Genomic DNA, 15,907 nt, shown 5'->3' with positions numbered 1-15,907 from the left:
CGCGGCATGACCCAGAACTCGCGTGGGGGACGAACGAGCTTGGTGTCGACCGGACTTCTCGAACGCGCGGTCCGTCACTTCAAAGGCGTCGAGGCCGGCCGGGGCTTCGCACAAACGCCTGGCGCTCCCGCGTTCGTGGCCGTCGCCGGCGAGGAGATCCAGGGATGGTGCTGGGGCTACCACCTTCCTCGCCCGGACGCGTCGTCCATGCTCTGCCTCCACGAACTGGACGTCGAGGCGGCCCATCGTCGTCAGGGAATCGGACGGGATCTCCTGCGGGCCTTCATCGCCGAGGGGACGAAGCTCGGCGCCACCAAGATGTTCCTGTTCACCGGAGCGGACAATGCCCCCGCCCGTTCGCTCTAGGAGTCGATGGGCGGGGGCCCGGCGGTACAGGGTCCGACAGTGAACTACTGGTTCCTGCTCGATCGGTAGGCGCTCAGCCGAGGCGGTCGTACTGGCGGGAGTCCCAGGCTGCCATCGCGAAGAGCCGTACGACCGCGGCCTGGTTCAGCGTCATGAACGACTGAGCAGGGTCGGGCGCACCGCCGTTGCTCGCCTGGAAGCGGAACAGCCCTGTCGCCGGGTCGCGGTTCTCGTTCCAGAGGCGCTGGGTGTAGCCGCGCAGGGTCGCGACGTAGGTCGGGGAGTGGCGCACCGAGTCCAGCAGCAGCAGGTCCTCGAAGAAGAACGCGTTGAAGATGGCCGGCTGGTTGTAGAGGCGGTCCTGTGAGGTCCAGTAGGCCAGGGCGCCGTTGGCATCCTCGACGGCGTTGTGCAGGTAGGTGCTGTCCCCGGTGCTCCGGTAGAGCAGGGTCGCGGCGGCGATCATGGCGCCGGAGTTGTAGGTCCACAGCGTCGGGTTCACGGTGCCGTCGTCGGCGATGTCGTTGGCGTACAGGCCGGCCGACTGGCGGAGGCAGCCGCGGTTCCAGTCGTAGGCCCTGGTCGCCCAGGTGAGGTAGGAACGGTCGCGGGTGAGGTCGTACAGGTCGGCGGCGAGCTGGGCGGCCAGCCCGGTGACGTTGGCGGCGCGGATGGTGTTCCAGTCGGCCTCCACCCAGTGCATGCCGCCCGGGCAGGACTTCGACGTGTCAGTGTCCCAGGCCCGAGCGACGGTCGCGAACGCCGACCGGGCACCGGCGAGCATCGTGCGGTCGTGACTCGCACGGTACTGCGCGACGTAGGACAGTCCGACCACGGCGTTGTCGTCGTAGTACAGGTCACCGCCCGCGCCCAACGGAGGCGTCAGGTAGGACTCGTACCCCGGGTGGGTCGGGTCGTCGGTCGCGTACTGCTCGAGCGCCCTGAACCGGTCCGCCACGTCGCCTCGGTACCTGTTGCCGCCTTTGGGTAGCCCCCGCATGTCGATCGTCGCCTGCGTGGCCTCGCGGAACTCCCAGAGGAAGGAGTACGGATTGTCGCCGGTCCGGGCGGGAAGCGCCTCCCGATAGAGGCCGTGACCGGGGCTGCCGAGATACAGGTTGTCCTGCATCGCCTCGTAGCTGGCCACCGCCCGATCGGCCCATGGCGAGTCGTGCCGGGACGCGGCAGCCGCGGGATCGGCGAGCGCCAGGGTCACCGCCGGCAGGACGCCGGCCAGAAGTGCTGCGGCGTATCGGCGAAGGCGCCGCTGCCGTCTCGTAGGTGGGCTTGCCTTGGTGTCTCCGTACGCCTGTTCAGTGGGCACGTGCGTTCCTCCGGGGTGACCTGGGCGCTGGTGCGCCGAACCTCGGGGGAAGGTAACGCTATCCGCAGCGTGCGGACAAGGGACACGGCCGGAGGTCGCCAGAATTCCCTTGCATGACGGCTGGAAGGGCACGGTGGCGCGGTACGTGGAGTCTGTGGAGGTCGAGGTAACGCTAACTAGCTGCTCGCGACCGTCAGCGGCGCTTCGGGCACGTCGCCCGCGCGGCGGCGAGGATCTGGTCGGTGACCGGCTGCGGATGGGAGATGAGTGTCAGGTGCGAGCCGCCTGGAACCGTCTTGATGCGCGCGTGGGCGCGGTGCGCCATGAAGGTGAGCGACTGCGGCGTGATGATCCGGTCGGCCGTACCGAAGACGTACCAGGACGGGATCGTCTTCCAGGCCGCGGCTGTCGACGGGGTGGTGAAGGCATTCATCGCGGCCGGGTTCTGGCTCGCCCAGAGCGCCTGCGCGGTCCGCCTCGGCAGGTCGGGTCCGAACGACCGCAGGAAGGGCGTCTCCTTCAGGTACAGGTCGGTGTCACCGGTGGGTGTGGTGGTACGCGGGACCGTGTCGTAGAGCGTGCTCGGTTTCGCGGACAGCGCCGAGGTCTTGCCGCTGAGCTCACCGGTGGACTCGCCCACCGCGGGTGCGGCGGCGTCGACGTACACGAGCGCCTTGACGTTGGGGTTGCCGGCGGCGGCGTTGGTGATGACCGCACCGCCGTAGGAGTGGCCGACCAGCACGATCGGACCGGGGATCGTGTCCAGGAACGCCGCGACGGAGGCTGCGTCGCTCGTCAGGTCGCGCAGGGGGTTCGAGACCGCCCGGGCGACGTATCCGTCACGCTGGAGTCGGGTCACCTCGCCGTTCCAACTGGAGGTGTTCGCCCAGGCGCCGTGCACCAGGACGATGGTCGGCTTCGCGGCGCACGCGGGGGCGGCCGCTCCGACCGCGCCGTTCGTGCCAGCGCCGACTGTGCCGGACGCGGATCGGGCGTCGCGAACGCCGGCCAGACCGAGGACGACCAGGCTCAGGGCCACCGCCAGCAGCACCGCGACCGCGATCGTGCGCCGACCACCGCCCAACGTCCTCACAGCGCACCTCCCAGCGTGGGCGCGGCAGTGCCGACCATCCGAGCCCGTCATCAGAGCCCGACCATGAGAGCCCAGACCGCCAGAGCCCGAACCACCAGAGTCACGCCGTCCTTCGTGCCGGCACAGGGACCTTGGTCGGACGATCGCCCACCGGAAGAGGCCGGAACACCCGGAACAGCCTGGACGGATGGGGCATCGGGAGCAGAACACCGCGGAGTCGGAGCAGACCGATCTGTTCGTCGGGTCGCGGCTTCCGGGAAATACGCCACAGCGCGGTCCTCGTGACGATTGCCCCGCCCCCGGCACGCGATTAGCGTGCACGTATGGGGACCGTCGCGATTCTTGGCGGGTCGGTCGTCGGCGCTGCCGCGGCCTTGCAGTTCGCTCGGAGTGGGTGGCAGGTGAGTGTGGTCGACGCCGAGTTCGACCGGATCAGCGATCCGGACGGCACGGTGGAGGCCCGGCCGGGCGCGCCTCACGCGGTCCAGGCGCACGGGTTCATGGCGCGGGCCAAGGTCGAACTCGCGACCCGGCTTCCGGACGTCGTCGACGCGCTCGCCGCCGCCGGTGTGACCGAACTCCCGTTCGCCAAGATGGCGCCGCCACACCTGCACGACGGAGGGCGTCCGGGCGACGACGAGTTGGCGATGCTGCAGAGTCGCCGGGTCACCCTGGACGCCGTACTCGCGGACATCGTTCGGCGCGAGCCGGGTGTGCGCACCGTGCGGGCGAAGGCCACCGGGCTGGAGATCGAGGACGGCTCGCCGCCGCGGGTCACCGGGCTGGGGCTGGCGACCGGTGACGTCGTGCGGGCGGATCTGGTCATCGACGCCGGTGGACGCCGGTCGCCGGTGAGCGGGTGGCTCGCCGCCGCGGGGCTACCGCAGCCGGAGATCGTCGACACCTGCAACGTCAGCTACTACGGCCGGCACTTCCGGATCCGGGCGGGGGAGCGGCCACGGCTGAACTCCGGGTTCGCCGACATCCACGAGTTTCCGTGCCACCTGCAGTTCATGTTCCTCGGCGACAACGACACGGCGATGATCGCGATCTGCGCGGAGAGCGGCGATCCGCTGCTGAAACGCGTTCGCCACGAGGATGCCTATCACGCGGTCCTCGCGGCCAACGAGGCGTTCCGCCCGTGGCTGGACCTTCTCGAACCCGCCACTCCGACGTTCGTGCTCGGCGCGCTGAACAACCGGATGCGCGGCCTGGTGGCCGACGGCAAGCCCCTCGTGCTCGGGCTGCACCAGGCGGGTGACTCCCTCGCGATGACGAACCCGACCCGCGGCCGCGGGGTGGCGATGGGCCTGTGCGCGGTGGGACGGCTGCACGACCTCGCCACCGCGGACGGACGCGACGACGTGGCCCTGGCCACGGAGTACGCCGCGTGGCAGCGGGACGTCCTCGCCGTCTACTACCAGGAAGCCTCCACCAGCGACCAGACGGTCGGTCGCAAGCTGCGGGCCAACATCCTCGGCGACGCCGCACCGGCGAACGCGCCCGCCGTCAAGCTTCCCGACGGGCATCCGGTCACCTCGGCCCAGATCGAGCAGGCCTCGGCGTCGGACCCGGACCTGTTCCGGCTCTTCCTACGGGCGTTGTACCTGCTGGACGACGACCGGGTGATCGCCTCGCCCGCGGTCGCGGACCGGGTTCTTCGGCGGCTCGCCGAGGACCCCGACTCCGCCGCCAACGCGCCGATCTCACCGGTACGACCCTGGAACGGGTCGGTGGACCGGCAGGCGCTGGAGTCCCTCCTGGCGCCGTACGCCTGACGTCCTACGCCGTACGCCTGGTGCCGAACGCCTGGTTCAGCAGGATCTAGCGAGGAACCCCGGGCCTTCAGGCTGGGGAGGAATCGCTTCTTAAGACCGGGGTGATCTGCACGGACGCTCGGATCTGCGCTGTCTGTCTCAGCCGGGACGTTTCTGGTTCTGGATGTACTCCTTCACCACGGTGAGCGGGGCGCCTGCGCAGGATGCGGCGAAGTAGGACGGGGACCAGAAGTGTTCACCCCACAGGTACTTGCGGATGTGTCCGGGGAACTCCTGCCGGAGCCTGCGGGCGGAGACGCCTTTGAGGCTGCCGACGAGCCGGGACAGGGCGACTTTGGGCGGATAGTGGAGGAGCAGGTGGACGTGGTCGGTGGCGCCGTTGAACTCCCGCAACTCCGCTCCGAAGTCGGTGCACACGTCCCGCATGACTTCCTCGCAGCGTCGAAGGATGTCGTCGGTGAACGGTCCGCGCCGGTACTTCGGAGTGAAGACCAAGTGTGCATGGAGGGTGTAGACGACCGTGCGACCCCTGCGAATATCGGGGTTTGGCTCCCATCGTGGTGACATAGACCAACGATAGGATCAGGTCCGTGGAGATCGTCGTGCAGGTGAAGCTGATACCGGAGGCCGACCAGGCCGCCGCGTTGTCGGGGACTGTGCACACGGTCAACGAGGCCGCGAACTGGGTGTCTTCGGTGGCGTTGGAGTGTGGTGTTCCGCGTGAGTACGAACTGCGCAAGCACACCTATGCGCAGCTGAGGTCGTGGGGGCTGGGTGCCCAAGTCGCCCAGCACGTGATCAAGAAGGTCCGTGACGCCTACACGGCGCTCAACGCCAACGTCAAGGCCGGGCACCTCGGTAAGCCCGGATCGAAGCGAGGTCGAAAGGCCGAGACGAAGCCGATCGTGTTCCGCCCCGAGGCGGCCCAGCCATACGACGACCGCTGCCTTTCCTGGCAGTACGACACGCAGACGGTGTCCATCTGGACTACCGCAGGCCGGTTGAAGAACGTGCGGTTCGCGTGTTCTGCGGGCGCGCTCAAGACACTGCGGGAGCACCGGCAGGGCGAGTCCGACCTGATCGAAGGGGACGGCGTCTTCTACCTGTACGCCACCTGCAAGGTTCCCGAGGCCGAGCAGTACGAGCCCAACGGCTTCATCGGCGTGGATCTCGGCGTCGTCAACATCGCCACCACCTCCACCGGCTACAAGGCTGCCGGGCGCGGCCTGAACCGGCACCGCAAGCGGCAGCTCGACCTGCGCCGCAAGCTGCAGCGCAAGGGCACCAAGTCCGCCAAGCGCCTCCTCAAGAAGCGCAACCGGCGCGAACAGCGCCACGTCGCCAACACCAACCACATCATCTCCAAGACGATCGTGATCGAGGCTGAACGCACCTCAGCCGGGATCTCCCTGGAAGAACTCAAGGGAATCCGGCAGAGGGTACGGCTCCGCAAGCCCCAACGGGTCGCACTCCACTCTTGGACCTTCGCCCAACTCGGCGACTTCATCGTCTACAAAGCCCGCAGGGCCGGCGTGCCCGTGGTCTTCGTCGATCCCGCCTACACCTCCCAGCAGTGCTCTGAGTGCGGCCACGTCGACAAACGCAACCGTGTCGACCAGGGGCTTTTCATCTGCCGGAACTGCGGGGTCGTTGCCCACGCCGACCGGAACGCTTCCCACAACATCGCCCGCAAGGGCGAGGCTGTGTGGACTGCGGGGCGTGAGTCACGCGTCCCTGCCACCCCATAAGGAGTGTCTGGACGGAGGAGCCAACCCAGCAGCCAGTTGGGCGCTACCTCCAAACCCGGTCCTTCAAGGGCCGGGTTAAGTTGACTCCGGAAGGTACGCGCAGATGTCGGCGAGGGTCTTCACGTGCTCGTGGTCGGTGGGGTCGTCGCAGTCGCCGTACGGGTCGTAGTGCACGGCGAGAATGCCGGCCGCCTGCGCGCCGCGAACGTCCGCCGGCACCGTGTCTCCGACGTGGACCGCCTGCGTCGGTTCGGCGCCGACCGCCTCGAGCGCGTGCAGGAAGAAGCGCGGATCGGGCTTGTCGTAGCCCACGATCGCACTGTCGAGTACCGCGTCCACCCGCACGCCCGGACCGTCGCCCTCCTGGCACATCCGCGCCTCGGTGAGCATCTGCGCGATCGTGCCGTCGGCCTGCGAGACGATCGCGATCCGAACGCCGTCGGCGACGAACGCGGCAAGTGCCTCCTTGGACGCCGGGTCGGGCGCGTGCCACATGTTCCGCTCGGCAGACACGGCGCGGTAGTCGTCCGCGGCCGCACCCCGCCGGTCCTCGCGTACGCCCGCGAACCCCGGCAGCAGGTCGTAGTAGTCGCAGGGTTCGCCGTTCGCCGGCCACGCGGCGTTGTGCGCCGCGTAGTGGGCGCGCAGGAAGTCGGCCTCGGTGTCGACCCCGCCGTGCCGTGCGATAACCGGGGTGAGGAGTTCGGCGTTGGGGAGCAGCAGGACGCCGCCAACGTCGACCAGGAGGGCGCCACGCGTCTGACGTAAGGGCATGTTCAGTCCGCATTCAATTGGAAATCATTGACGCGATTACTCTAGCCGTGGAAATCTTCTTCGCATGGCCGAGGTGACCCCCAGCAGGTTGCTCGACCGAATCGCCGAGCATCGCTACCTGCTGACGCCCGCTGGGACGAGGGTCGCCGACATCGTTCTGGAGGAGCCCGCGCTCGTCGCCCGGCTCGGGATCGTCGAGATGGCCGAGCGGGCCGGCACCTCGGTGGGCAGCGTCAACCGGTTCTGTCGGGCGCTCGGCATACCCGGCTACACCGAACTCCGGCTCACCCTCGCCGAGGAGGTCGCCCGCGACCAGGCGGCCGACCCGGACGCCGATCCGACGGGCGACATCGCGGCCGACGCCGACGTCGGGGCCACCGTCGCCCTGCTCGCCGCGTCCAGCATCAACGCCGTCAGGCGGACCGCCGCGCTCCTCGACACCGTCGTCCTCGACCGGCTGGCGGAGGCCGTCAGCGCGGCCGGACAGGTACAGGTCTTCGCGTTCGGTGGCAGCGCGGACGTCGCCCACTACCTCGCCACCCAGCTCACCGGCATTGGGATCCCCACCCCCACCACGTCCGACGTGCACAACGCCGCCGCGTTCGCCGTCACGCTCACCCCCTCCGACGTCGCGATCGCGATCAGCCACTCGGGCCGCGCGCGTCACGCCGTGGAACTCCTCGACGTCGCCCGGGACCGTGGTGCCACCACGGCCGCCATCACCAGCAGCGCGGCGACCCCGCTCGCCACCGCCGCCGAGCTCACCCTCGCGACCACCGCGCGTGGCTCGGGCTTCCGGTATCGCGGCACCGCCGGCCGGCACGCGCAGCTTTTCGTCACCGACGCGCTCTACGTGCGGGTGGCGCAGCGCCGTACGGAGGAGACCCAGCGGCTGCTCAACCTCGCCGGCGCCGCGACCGCCCGCTACCAGACCGGCAAGACCTCCAACCGCAGCCGACAGGGCTGATCCTCACCGGAAGGAAAGCCAGATGCGCCGATCTCGACTCGCTGTCGCCGGAGTGGCGGCATGCGTGCTCGCCGGCATGCTCAGCACCCCTGCCGTCGCACAGCCGCGCGAACCGCGGACACCCATCATCGTCACCGAGCAGGCCACCGACCAGGTGGTCGTGCTCGACCCGAGCCGGGACTGGTCGAAGGACCGGGCCCAGATCTGGGCGTGGCAGCCCGGGCCGGACAGCGACGCGGGGGACACCTCGCAGTCGTGGGGCCTGCCCGACGACGCGCGCCTGCGCCGTGACGCGAGCGGCCAGCGGTACGTCCTGGTCACCGACTCCTACGGTCTGCTCGCCTCGGTGCCGTACCCGCAGAAGGGTCCGGTGGCCTGGTCGGTCGACATCGGCCGCACCCCGAACCCGCACGGCATCGAACTCCTCCCCGACGGGAACATCGCGGTCGCCGCGAGCAACGGCAGCTGGGTCCGCGTCTACACCGCCAGCCAGGGTCGACACTCCGACACCTACGTCGAGACGGCGCTCCCGGGAGCCCACGAGGTGTGGTGGGACGCCGCGGCCAAGGTCCTGTGGGCGGTCGGGGACCACCTGCTGGTGAAGTACGAGGTCGGTGGGACGGCCGCCGCGCCGACGCTCACCCAGCTCGCGTCGTACGGCCTGCCGACCAACTGGGGCCACGACCTCGGTCCCGTGTCCGGTGACGCCAACCAGTTGTGGGTGACCACGGTGTACGGCGTCCACCAGTTCGTGAAGTCGACCGGTACGTGGAACAACTCCTTCCCCCGGCAGCGGGAGCTGTACGGCATCAACATCAAGAGCGTCGGCACGGATCTCGCCAGCGGAACGGTGTTGCAGACGACGCCGAAGGTCGGCAACCCGTGCACCTGGTGCACCGACCAGGTCGACCTCTTCATCGGGGACAGCAAGACCACGGAGAAGGTGCTGCCCGGAGCGCAGATCTACCGGGCGCGGTGGTTCGACGAGTCGAGTTCCTGACGACTGACCGAAGAGCGCCAAGGTTCCGCCGGGTCGAAGGACCCGGCGGAACCTCTTCAGTAACGTTGGGCGGGTGGCCACCCAATCCGCCGGCCGGGGATTCGACGGTGTGGCGGACGCCTACCGTCGTTCCCGGCCCGCCTATCCCGACGCTGCCGTCGACGCTCTCGTGAGCGGTCTCGGGTTGGCATCGGGCGGGCACGTGGTCGACCTCGGCGCTGGGACCGGCGCCTTCAGTCGGCTGTTGGCCAACCACGGATTCGAGGTCACTGCCGTCGAACCATCGGCGGCGATGCGGGCGCACATCACCGGCTCGGACGTCTCCGGCCCGGACTCCGGCGCGGACTCCGGCTCCGATGTCTCTGGCTCCGAGCTCGCCGGCCCAGGTCGGGTGACCCCGCACGCGGGTGAGGCTGAGGCCACCGGCCTGCGCGAGGGATGTGCCGACGCGGTGGTCGCGGCCACGGCGTGGCACTGGTTCGACGCCGCCCGCGCGATCCAGGAGGTACGGCGGCTGCTCCGGCCCGGCTCCGGTGGGCTGGGGCTGCTGTGGAATCTCTACGACGAGTCCGTGGAGTGGGTGGCCGAGTTCGCCGACATCACCTATCGCCGGCGCCCCGCGGGTTCGCCCAGCGCCCGCGACGGCGCGTGGCGCGGCTTCTTCGACGGCCTGACGGGTTGGTCGCCGCTGCGGGAGGCGCGTCTCCCGAACCCACAGACGACGACACCCGAGCGGCTGGTCGACCGGCTGATGTCCTCCAGTGCCGTCGCGAACCTCCCGGCGGCAGGGCAGGAGGACGTCAGGGACGAGGCGTGGGCGCTGCTCCGGCGTCACGGGCTGGCCGAACGTTCGCAGGTCGTCCTGCCGTACGTCACGGCCGTCTACTGGACCAGGCCGTCGCCGGACCGCCGGGACCCCGGCGTCGGGTAGCGGGGAGCCGGCGGTGACCTGTGGTCGGGGACCGGTTCGTCGGCCGCGACCTTGGGCCTCACCGCGCCGGAGATGCCCGGTCTTGCCCGTGACTGGCACCCTCTCGGAGGGCTCGCCGTTGGCCGCCGATCCCGCTGAGGTATGCCCTGATGTGGCCTGGTAGAGGTCGGGCGGTAGCCTCTCAGCCGTCGCCCTCGTAGCTCAGGGGATAGAGCAACGGTTTCCTAAACCGTGTGTCGCAGGTTCGAATCCTGCCGGGGGCACCAGCAAAACCGCACGTCAGAGCCATGATCACTGATCATTCTCCGTTTCGACGTCGCCGACAGAGCCGTTTTGGCCACGCTCTGGCCACACCCCGGATCGGCTGGCGACCTCGTTCAGACGTGCCGCCCAGACGTCCATCTCGTCCGGGTAGAGGTGGCCGTAGAGGTCCATGGTCATGACGACGGAGGCGTGGCCGAGGATCCGCTGGACCACCTTCGGCGGGGTGCATGCCGAGATGTAGAGCGACGCCGCCGTGTGTCGCAGCCCGTGAATGGTCAGTCCGTCCAGGCCCGCCCCTCTCACCGCGGGCGACCACACCCGCTGACGGAAGTTGCCGACGCGAAGTGGCCCACCCTCAGGTGCGGTGAACACCAAGGCGTCGCGGTTGCGCTCCACGACCAGGGCGCGGAGCTCGTCCCGGAGAGCCGGGAGGAGGGGGACCGTTCGCGACTGGTGCGTCTTGGGCTTCCCCTCGACGAGCTGGCCGTCGATGTCGGCGAATGCCCGCCGAACGTCCAGTCGGCCGCGGTCCAGGTCGACATCCCGTACCCGGAGAGCCGTTGCCTCACCCCAGCGCAGCCCGGTGTACGCCAGGGTCCGGATGAACGTGCCGTACGCGCCAGCCGCGCCGGCGAGCCTGGCGACCTCGGCGTGACTCAGGAACCTCCGTTCTCCTGACGGCACGAGCTTCGGCAGCTTGATCCCGACGACTGGGTTGGCCAACAACCGCCCGGTCCGGATCGCATGCTGGCACACCGACGAGAACACGTAGACCGCCTGCCGAACCTGAGAGGCGGACAAACCGGTACCAGCAAGCTCGCTGATCCACTCGGGAAGATGACCGGCAACCTTGCCCATGGGGACGTGCTCCCATCTCGGCAGCAGCCGCAGATCCAGAAGTCGGCGATACGAGGAACGCGTTCGCGGCTTCAGGTGCAACGTGCCGTCGAACCACTCTCGCGCGACCACGCCGAACTGCACTCGTAAGGCCGCCGGATCGACCCACTCCCCGCGAGACATCCGAACCTTCTGGTCCGCAAGCCAGCGTTGGGCGTCGAGCTTGCGGCGGAAGCTTTTGTTGCGCTCGCGGCCGTCGGGTCCGCGGTATCTGGCCCGCCACCGGTCGCCTCGTTTCTCGACGCTCATGCCGCTGTCGCCTTCTGTTCCTCCACCCAGGCGTACACGTCGGCCGGGTCGTAGCGCAGGTGCTTCCCGATGCGTGCGGCCTTCGGGCCGGTGCCGATGTAGCGCCACCGATACAGCGTGTCGATCGGCACGCCCAGGTACTCACACACCTGCGTCGGCGTCCACAGTCGCTCGTGACTCACCATCCAGATCCCTTCCCTGCAATGCAGTCGATGCCTTTCAACCTGACGTTGCGACCTCCAGCCGTCCGGTCTGTCGCCGTTCGCGGGCCATGGCGGCGGCGGTGTTGGCGAGCATGGCGTCGCCGGTGGTGTGCCAGCCCGAACCGGCGTAGACGAGTTGGCCGATGACCTCCAGGACCTCGTTCTCCTCGAGGTGCTCGGCCGATTCGTGGTGGGCGCGGCGGTAGTCGATGCGGGCTTGGCGGAGGCGTTTGAAGGTGGTGGAGTAGCGGCGGGACTTGGAGAAGAAGTGGCCGCCGTAGCCGAGCATGTGCGCCCACCGCCGTAGGGCGTAGTACTTGCTCTCCCACCACTCCTCGGTTGACTGTCGACCTTGCTGGCCCAGCCGCCAGCACGCCTCGATCAACCGGCCGGGGTGGGTGTCGTTGGCGTAGAAGTCGACGCTCTCCTCGGTGATCTTGCGCGAGGTGTGCCCGGCCGCCTCGGTCGCCTTGGTCGCGTACTTGGCCAGATAGCCGGCCACCGCTGGGCCGGACAGCAGCCGCCGGCGCCCTTGCCGATCGGTCTGGTTGGCCTGGTCGGTGTTGTCGAGCTCGTTGGCGACGCGTTCGCCGTTGAGCTTGTCGTCTCCGCGTAGCCGGACGGGGCGGACATCGACCTGCGATCCCCACTGCAGCAGCCATCCGTTGGGCTGGTCGACGAGCGTGTGACCGTCGTGGTCGTGAACCACGTGTGGCGGTGTCCGGTACGTCGTCTCGGCGACGGACTGTTCGAGGATCCAGGACAGCAGGAACATGTTCGCCCACTCCGGTGGTGGCACCACCAGGTTGGGGTCGAGGGGGTGGACGCCGTCGAAGCGGGCGAGGATGTGGAAGTGGACCAGGCCGCGGCGCTGGAACTCCGCGACCTTCCCGAACGAGATCCGCACCGGCACCTTGCGCTCGACCTTGCCAGTGTCGGGGTTCTCGACCCGTTCGGCGTAGCCGTGGCGGCGCGCCCACTTCCGTAGTTGCCGGTTGGCTTTCATCGTGGTGTACCGCCACAGTTCACCGGCATAGGTGTTCCACACAGCGTGGTGGTCGTAGTCGTAGCAGTCCGCGCACAACGGCCTGCCGAGCCGCTCGTCCCCCTCGCCATGTCTGGTCATGCACCGCATGTCCACCCCGTGCGGGCAGAGCTCCGGCGTCCTGCGGGCTCTGCAAGGCTCGGGCTTGCCGCTCTTCTTGTTCGAACGGGTCGTGTGCACAACACCGAACCCAGGCGCGGTGGCCGTGGCGAACACCGCGGGATGGCCACTGACTGTTTCGGGGACGCCTTTGCCGCCGCGCATTCCCGCGAGCACCAACTGGTAGGCATCAGCCCGGTAGATCTCCGCACACGACGGACACACCGACGCCCGACGGTTGCCGCAGGCCTTGTAAATCACCCCGTCGGGCATGTCCTCGGTCACCGTCCTGGACTCGGTGACCTCACCCGTTCTGGTGTTGACGCTCGTGGTGCAGACCATGCCCGCCAGCCGCACCGGCTGAGAACAACCGGCCGCCGAATGCACGTGCGAGAGCCAGCGCCCATAGCCGGCTGAGGCACCGCGGGCCATCGCCGTCGTCGAGGCAGAGAACCGATCCGCACCGCGCAGGTCCGTCAGATCCATACCGTCCGGCGTCGGTTTGGGCATGGTGCGCAGCCAAACCGCACCGTTCTCGTCGACAATCCGGATCATCTCACCAGGGGCCACCGCCCCCGCCACCTCGGGAGTGGTGTCGGGGGGTAATGGTCACCGTCGAGTCGCTCACACACGCCGCCCAGCGCTATTCCGCCTGTCGGCGAGGCGGGTGACCTTGCGGTCCTCAGGTCGGGCGCCCTCCCTGGCCGCGCAGGCGGGGCACAAGGCGTTGTCACCGTCGACAGCCCAGCCGAAGTCCGCCAGGTCCTCCCGCTCGCAGGGCATCTCGTTGTGGCCGGTCTCGAACTCCGCATCGCAGGAGTCACACGCCGCACCCCACACCTGATACGAACGCACAACCATGGCCGACCTTCCTTCTCCGTCCGGTGAGCGTGGTAGATGTCGCCGCACATTCGTTCGCCATGGACTGCAGGCGAAACCGCAGGACACCGAGGTCCCTTACCTGGAATCAACAGAAGAGGAGGCACCACGCCTCACCACACGCCACCGTGTGGCGCCAGCTACGCACCCGACTCTCAGAGGGTCAGCCGATCTGACGGCGAGCCGCGCGCAACGAAGTTGCCCACAAAGAGGGCCAGCAAGTCCGCTCAGCGGACAGCCCGACCATCGTGGGACCGATGAGTCCCGTTGTCAAGGAAGGACGCGTCCTTGGAAGATGTAGCCATGGACATGTCGCAGGTGCTCCGAGGCCGCCGCCGTGAACTGGGCTTGTCACAAACACAGCTGGCACAGGCAACCGGCGTACACATGCGGCAGATCAGGAGATACGAAGCGGGCGAACAACAGCCGTTGTTTCCCGTTGCAGTAGCCATCGCAAAGGCACTGGACATCTCACTCGCAGAGCTCGCCGGCATGCCCACCCATCGCATCAACCTCACCGGTGACTGGTGGGCGTCCTGGCAGACGTCGAAGGACCACCAGCAGGTCATCACCGCCCAGGAGATCAGGATCGACCAGCAGGTCGAACTCATCCACGCCGTCACCACGACCCGCGGCACCTCCGCCGAAGATGGCCACATGTGGAGTGGCGAGCTACGACTGTGGGACAACGAGATCCTGACGGGCTGGTACACCGCCGCCGACGGATCGGTGCGCTCGAAGGGAACCGTCTACATCGTCCTGCACGCCCACGGCGACAGCGCCCTGGGGCGCTGGGTCGGGCTGAGCGACGACAGGCAGATCATGACCGGCCGGGTCGGACTCGCAAAGTCCGAAGACGACGCCCGCGGCATCATCGACCAGCCCAAAGCCAACGAGCCCAACCAAGGATGACGTCAGCGAGGTAACCGTCACAGACGCCGACTGGCTCGCCAACCTCACTCACCCACCCCGCTCGTCGACGAGCGACTGTGCGCCTGCGGTCACCTCAACACCCGATCCGTTCCATCTACCGATGGGCCAGCCAGGCCCACGACCAGAGCGAGACCCGCATCGCACTCCATACCCGTGCCGACCTCGTTCCCGCCATCACCGAACGAGCACGGCAAGCACACCCGTACGAGGTTCCGTGCGTCATCGCCGTACCGATCGCGAATGAAAATTCGGTTCCGGATTCGCAGATGTTGCAGGACGATGCCCCCTGAGCACGTCGTAGCAACCGCCTTTTAATGAGCGAGGGGTGAGCGATCGTGGGGCCTGTCTACACGGACGTGGTGGACCTGCACCTGACAGTCCGGGACATGGAAGAGGCCGACCTGCCGGACCTCGCCTGCTTCTATCCCCCGATCTACCTGGACAATATGCCCGAACACCTTGAACAGGCGCGCAGCGGTGCCGTCGACCATCTGGTGGTGTGCACGCGCTCGGGTATGCCGGTGGCGAAGGGCGCGGTGAGCTACGAGAAGAAGCCGGGGTACGGGGAGATCTGGTGGCTCTCTGTCCGCGCCGAGCTGCGGTCTCTCGGCATCGGAACTGTCCTGATCCGTGCGTCCGAGGAGCGCATTCGGGCGCGAGGACTGCCCTGGGCGGAGCTCGGCGCAGAGCAGAACAACCCGCGCGCCCAGGCGCTCTACGAGCGGCTGGGCTACGTGGTCTACGGCTCTGAGGCCGCATCCTGGAATCAGCAGGCAGAGGACGGCACCGTCGAACTGTACGAGACCACTGTCACGTTGCTTCGCAAGGACACCCGTCTGCTGCGTCCCAGGCCCGGCCGAGGACGGGCCTCAAGCCTGCCTGCAAGGCCGAGCGCCGGGGGAGGGCGCGCTGTAGGCGCGCCCTGATACCAGATAGCCGGAATCGCCAACGCAAAGATCGGCTCGTCTGTCGCGCGCCATGGAACCCGTGATAAGCACGGCGCGTACTTGATCTGCATGGCTAAGACGAACACCCACGGCATGCCGCAACCCGCTGCGCAACCGTCGCAGGTCACCTGGCGGACGGCTGTCGCACATCAGCCGACGGAACACAACGGACTCGACTTTCAACCGGTGAGGACTTTCCTCACGTCTTCAAGGGCGGCCCCAACCGGGCCGCCGCGCCCGCCCGATGGCGCCGGTCCCTCCCTCCGCGCCTTCGGCGCCCGGTCGGCCGTCGCGGCTGGGCGCGAAAAGAGGGCCGCCAAGACTCTGACGACCCTCACAGCGTCGGCACCGGGTCCTCAAGGACCAGGCGGTGGCCGGGGCGGGCCCGCGGCTTTAGCCACCTCGCTTGG

At 68.5% G+C, this 15,907-nt stretch carries 17 protein-coding genes and 1 tRNA gene; 10 read left to right on the top strand and 8 right to left on the bottom strand.

Features of this window, described 5'->3' with window-relative positions; genetic code table 11:
- The first annotated feature begins 42 nt into the window (after positions 1–42).
- Positions 43–366 (top strand): GNAT family N-acetyltransferase, encoded by a 324-nt coding sequence (locus HEB94_RS43525; protein WP_202896857.1) that lies wholly within the window; start codon positions 43–45, stop codon positions 364–366.
- Positions 367–439: 73 nt separating this feature from the next.
- On the opposite strand, the gene HEB94_RS43520 is transcribed toward HEB94_RS43525, so the two are convergent.
- Together HEB94_RS43520 and HEB94_RS43515 are read right to left on the bottom strand one after the other, a co-directional pair.
- The gene (locus tag HEB94_RS43520) at positions 440–1,690 is read right to left on the bottom strand and encodes a glycoside hydrolase family 76 protein (RefSeq protein ID WP_192755253.1); all 1,251 of its coding nucleotides are present in this window, start codon (positions 1,688–1,690) and stop codon (positions 440–442) included.
- Between the two features lie 193 nt (positions 1,691–1,883).
- Complete coding sequence (locus HEB94_RS43515) at positions 1,884–2,783, bottom strand: alpha/beta fold hydrolase (RefSeq protein WP_202896856.1); 900 nt, start codon at positions 2,781–2,783, stop codon at positions 1,884–1,886.
- A 323-nt stretch (positions 2,784–3,106) separates the two neighbouring features.
- On the opposite strand from HEB94_RS43515, the gene HEB94_RS43510 reads away from it, so the two are divergent.
- Complete coding sequence (locus tag HEB94_RS43510; protein ID WP_192755251.1) at positions 3,107–4,561, top strand: FAD-dependent oxidoreductase; 1,455 nt, start codon at positions 3,107–3,109, stop codon at positions 4,559–4,561.
- 138 nt (positions 4,562–4,699) lie between these two features.
- On the opposite strand, the gene tnpA is transcribed toward HEB94_RS43510, so the two are convergent.
- Positions 4,700–5,128: an IS200/IS605 family transposase gene (gene tnpA, locus HEB94_RS43505; RefSeq protein ID WP_192755250.1), complete on the bottom strand. Its 429-nt coding sequence runs from the start codon at positions 5,126–5,128 to the stop codon at positions 4,700–4,702.
- 23 nt (positions 5,129–5,151) lie between these two features.
- Here tnpA and HEB94_RS43500 point away from each other — a divergent pair, with 23 nt between their 5' ends.
- Positions 5,152–6,309, top strand: a complete 1,158-nt coding sequence (locus HEB94_RS43500; protein WP_192755249.1) for an RNA-guided endonuclease TnpB family protein — start codon at positions 5,152–5,154, stop codon at positions 6,307–6,309.
- Between the two features lie 75 nt (positions 6,310–6,384).
- Here HEB94_RS43500 and HEB94_RS43495 read toward each other — a convergent pair whose 3' ends face one another.
- Positions 6,385–7,083, bottom strand: a complete 699-nt coding sequence (locus HEB94_RS43495; RefSeq protein ID WP_192755248.1) for an HAD family hydrolase — start codon at positions 7,081–7,083, stop codon at positions 6,385–6,387.
- Between the two features lie 64 nt (positions 7,084–7,147).
- On the opposite strand from HEB94_RS43495, the gene HEB94_RS43490 reads away from it, so the two are divergent.
- The 4 genes from HEB94_RS43490 (at position 7,148) to HEB94_RS43475 (ending at position 10,247) form a co-directional block, all read left to right on the top strand.
- A complete protein-coding gene (locus tag HEB94_RS43490) occupies positions 7,148–8,050 on the top strand; it encodes a MurR/RpiR family transcriptional regulator (RefSeq protein WP_192755247.1) in 903 nt (300 codons plus the stop codon).
- 22 nt (positions 8,051–8,072) lie between these two features.
- On the top strand, positions 8,073–9,050 hold the full coding sequence (locus HEB94_RS43485) for a DUF6528 family protein (protein ID WP_192755246.1): 978 nt from the start codon (positions 8,073–8,075) through the stop codon (positions 9,048–9,050).
- A gap of 73 nt (positions 9,051–9,123) precedes the next feature.
- Entirely contained in the window at positions 9,124–9,981 is an 858-nt protein-coding gene (locus HEB94_RS43480) for a methyltransferase domain-containing protein (RefSeq protein WP_192755245.1), read from the top strand.
- A 190-nt stretch (positions 9,982–10,171) separates the two neighbouring features.
- Positions 10,172–10,247, top strand: a tRNA-Arg gene (locus HEB94_RS43475).
- A gap of 25 nt (positions 10,248–10,272) precedes the next feature.
- Here the strand turns inward: HEB94_RS43475 and HEB94_RS43470 are convergent.
- The 4 genes from HEB94_RS43470 to HEB94_RS43455 are packed head-to-tail and all read right to left on the bottom strand — an operon-like array spanning position 10,273 to position 13,599.
- Positions 10,273–11,391, bottom strand: a complete 1,119-nt coding sequence (locus HEB94_RS43470; protein ID WP_192755244.1) for a tyrosine-type recombinase/integrase — start codon at positions 11,389–11,391, stop codon at positions 10,273–10,275.
- Positions 11,388–11,576 carry a helix-turn-helix transcriptional regulator gene (locus HEB94_RS43465; RefSeq protein WP_192755243.1) on the bottom strand — a complete coding sequence of 63 codons (189 nt, stop codon included), beginning with the start codon at positions 11,574–11,576 and terminating at the stop codon, positions 11,388–11,390. The genes HEB94_RS43470 and HEB94_RS43465 overlap by 4 nt, the downstream gene beginning before the upstream one ends.
- A gap of 34 nt (positions 11,577–11,610) precedes the next feature.
- Positions 11,611–13,308, bottom strand: coding sequence for a replication initiator (locus tag HEB94_RS43460; RefSeq protein WP_192755242.1), 1,698 nt, complete (start codon positions 13,306–13,308; stop codon positions 11,611–11,613).
- A gap of 54 nt (positions 13,309–13,362) precedes the next feature.
- Positions 13,363–13,599, bottom strand: a complete 237-nt coding sequence (locus tag HEB94_RS43455; protein ID WP_192755241.1) for a hypothetical protein — start codon at positions 13,597–13,599, stop codon at positions 13,363–13,365.
- A gap of 321 nt (positions 13,600–13,920) precedes the next feature.
- Between HEB94_RS43455 and HEB94_RS43450 the strand changes: the two genes are divergently transcribed.
- From HEB94_RS43450 to HEB94_RS43440, 3 genes are all read left to right on the top strand, one after another.
- The gene (locus HEB94_RS43450; RefSeq protein WP_202896855.1) at positions 13,921–14,529 is read left to right on the top strand and encodes a helix-turn-helix domain-containing protein; all 609 of its coding nucleotides are present in this window, start codon (positions 13,921–13,923) and stop codon (positions 14,527–14,529) included.
- Between the two features lie 77 nt (positions 14,530–14,606).
- Entirely contained in the window at positions 14,607–14,840 is a 234-nt protein-coding gene (cutA, locus tag HEB94_RS54975) for a divalent cation tolerance protein CutA (RefSeq protein WP_202896854.1), read from the top strand.
- A gap of 96 nt (positions 14,841–14,936) precedes the next feature.
- Positions 14,937–15,476, top strand: a complete 540-nt coding sequence (locus HEB94_RS43440) for a GNAT family N-acetyltransferase (RefSeq protein ID WP_192755240.1) — start codon at positions 14,937–14,939, stop codon at positions 15,474–15,476.
- Positions 15,477–15,907 lie beyond the last annotated feature (431 nt).

Source organism: Actinopolymorpha pittospori (assembly GCF_014873875.1).
Taxonomy (GTDB): Bacteria; Actinomycetota; Actinomycetes; order Propionibacteriales; family Actinopolymorphaceae; genus Actinopolymorpha; species Actinopolymorpha pittospori.
This window is presented reverse-complemented; position numbering and strand designations above follow the sequence as displayed.